The organism is Mesorhizobium sp. M7A.F.Ca.AU.001.01.1.1 (genome assembly GCF_004022735.1).
Lineage (GTDB): Bacteria > Pseudomonadota > Alphaproteobacteria > Rhizobiales > Rhizobiaceae > Mesorhizobium > Mesorhizobium ciceri.
The window spans coordinates 1-2,682 of the sequence record NZ_RZPF01000812.1 but is presented as its reverse complement, the minus strand read 5'-3'; the positions used below and the strand labels follow the sequence as shown (position 1 = coordinate 2,682).

The following is a 2,682-nucleotide window of genomic DNA, read 5'->3' as shown; positions in this document are numbered from 1 at the left end:
CCCCCGCCATTCTTTCCAGGGCGTCGCAGAGCTGCAGCTTTTCCCTGTGCGCGCGCTTCATCACCGCGGCTGGACCACTTCCCTGCTGGATCGATCAGTCGGTGCGGGATTTTCATCGCCTGCTTCGAACAGCGACGATCCCAGCCCCTTCTTCCGGCTCAAGGGCGGCCTCCGAGTGCAAGACCACGCTGCCCACTCAGAAGGGGCTGGGCTTTGACATGGATCAAGGCGGCGACAACGCGACTGCTGAATTGGTGTCTATGCGGATTGGCGTCCGCGCATCGGAATCCGAGGTCGGGGATAGCTCATGAAGTTCGGCACGCAAATCTTCGTTTTGAGCCTTTTCACATTTGCAGCCCTGGTGGCCGCGGGCTTCGGCGTGGACCAGCCCTTTCGACAGCATATGTGGGTGCTGTTTTTTGTGTTGCTTGGTTTTGTCGCCATCCTCATCCGCAACACGAATTTCGAGGTGGCCGCTCCGATTGACCCATCCGCTTACATGGATGGTCCAATCCGCTACGGCGCCATCGCCACCATGTTCTGGGGTGTCGTCGGCATGCTTGTCGGCGTGGTCATCGCGCTGCAGCTTGCCTACCCCGATCTCAACATCCAGCCCTGGTTCAACTTCGGCCGTTTGCGGCCGCTGCATACGTCCGGAGTGGTCTTCGCATTCGGCGGCAACGCATTGCTTTGCACGTCATTGTACGTCGTGCAACGCACCTGTCGCGCGCGCCTGTTCGGCGGCGATCTCGCCTGGTTCGTGTTCTGGGGTTACCAGCTTTTCATTGTCATGGCCGCGACCGGCTATCTGCTCGGCATCACCGAGAGCCGGGAATACGCCGAACCCGAATGGTACGTGGACATCTGGCTGACCATCGTCTGGGTCGCCTATCTGATCTTGTTCCTTGGCACGATCTTCAAGCGCAAGGAACCGCACATCTACGTCGCCAACTGGTTTTACCTCTCCTTCATCGTGACCATCGCGATGCTGCATGTGATCAACAACCTGTCGATGCCGGCCTCGTTCCTGGGCTCAAAGAGTTACTCCGCCTTTTCCGGGGTCCAGGACGCCCTGACGCAATGGTGGTATGGCCACAACGCCGTCGGCTTCTTCCTCACTGCCGGCTTCCTCGGCATGATGTATTACTTCGTGCCCAAGCAGGCGAACCGGCCGGTCTATTCCTATCGGCTGTCGATCATCCATTTCTGGGCGATCATCTTTCTCTACATCTGGGCCGGGCCGCATCACCTGCACTACACCGCCCTGCCCGATTGGGCGCAGACGCTCGGCATGGTGTTCTCGATCATGCTGTGGATGCCGTCATGGGGTGGCATGATCAACGGCCTGATGACGCTGTCCGGCGCCTGGGACAAGCTGCGCACAGACCCCATCATCCGTATGATGGTGATGGCCATCGCCTTCTACGGCATGTCGACCTTCGAAGGTCCGATGATGTCGATCAAGACGGTCAACTCGCTGTCGCATTACACCGACTGGACCATTGGCCACGTGCACTCCGGTGCGCTCGGCTGGGTCGGCATGATCTCGTTCGGCGCAATCTACTTCATGGTGCCGAAGCTCTGGAACCGTGAGCGGCTCTACTCGCTGAGGCTCGTCACCTGGCACTTCTGGCTGGCGACCCTGGGGATCGTTGTCTACGCCGCCGTCATGTGGGTTTCCGGCGTCATGCAGGGCCTGATGTGGCGTGAATACGACGAGCAGGGCTTCCTGGTCTATTCCTTCGCCGAAACCGTGGCCGCCATGCATCCCTACTATCTCATGCGCGCCATTGGCGGGGCAATGTATCTCTCCGGCGCCCTGATCATGGCCTGGAACATCGCCATGACCATCCTCGGATACCAGCGCGAGGAGGAGCCGATGCCCGGCTCTGTTCCCGCCCTTCAGCCTGCCGAATAAGGAGCCAGACAATGGGCTTGATGGACAGACACGCACTCATCGAGAAGAACGCCACGCTTCTTCTCGTTGGCTCTCTTCTTGTGGTGACCGTCGGCGGCATCGTCGAGATCGCACCGCTCTTCTATCTCGACAACACGATCGAGAAGGTGGAAGGCATGCGCCCCTATTCGCCGCTCGAACTTGTCGGGCGCAACATCTATGTGCGCGAGGGCTGCTACCTCTGCCACAGCCAGATGATCAGGCCGTTCCGCGACGAAGTCGAGCGCTACGGTCACTACAGCCTGGCTGCCGAGTCGATGTACGATCATCCTTTCCAGTGGGGATCGAAGCGTACCGGGCCGGACCTCGCCAGAGTTGGCGACCGCTACTCGAATCTGTGGCATGTCGAGCATCTCACGGATCCGCGTTCGGTGGTGCCGGAATCGATCATGCCGAGCTACGCGTTCCTCAAAGACACGCCGATCGAGGTGGAGGACTTCTCGACGCATCTGGTTGCCAACAGGCGTGTCGGTGTCCCCTACAGCGATGACATGATCGCCCGCGCCAATGCCGACCTGATGGCGCAAGCCGATCCCAACGCCGACACGTCCGGCCTCGAAGCCCGCTACCCCAAAGCCAAGATCGGCGACTTCGACGGCAACCCGCAACAGGTCACCGAAATGGATGCCCTTGTCGCTTATCTCCAGATGCTCGGCACGCTGGTCGATTTCAAGAACTACGATGAAGCCGCGGGCTATCGCTGAGGGAGTTCTACCCATGGATTA

At 59.8% G+C, this 2,682-nt stretch carries 3 protein-coding genes; all 3 read left to right on the top strand.

The genetic code is table 11. The annotated features are described in order from the left end of the window. A partial coding sequence (locus tag EN884_RS39135; RefSeq protein ID WP_206617697.1) for a hypothetical protein occupies nucleotides 1-311 on the top strand: 311 nt, incomplete at its 5' end. Continuing rightward, nucleotides 308-1,918 carry a cytochrome-c oxidase, cbb3-type subunit I gene (gene ccoN, locus EN884_RS32245; RefSeq protein ID WP_013525002.1) on the top strand — a complete coding sequence of 537 codons (1,611 nt, stop codon included), beginning with the start codon at nucleotides 308-310 and terminating at the stop codon, nucleotides 1,916-1,918. The genes EN884_RS39135 and ccoN, both read left to right, overlap by 4 nt. A gap of 11 nt (nucleotides 1,919-1,929) precedes the next feature. Beyond that, complete coding sequence (gene ccoO / locus EN884_RS32240; protein WP_013525001.1) at nucleotides 1,930-2,661, top strand: cytochrome-c oxidase, cbb3-type subunit II; 732 nt, start codon at nucleotides 1,930-1,932, stop codon at nucleotides 2,659-2,661. Nucleotides 2,662-2,682 lie beyond the last annotated feature (21 nt).

Excerpts from the sequence above, each read along its gene's own strand:
- ccoN (WP_013525002.1), top strand. The coding sequence starts at position 308 with ATGAAGTTCGGCACGCAAATCTTCGTTTTGAGCCTTTTCACATTTGCA.
- ccoO (WP_013525001.1), top strand. The coding sequence starts at position 1,930 with ATGGGCTTGATGGACAGACACGCACTCATCGAGAAGAACGCCACGCTT.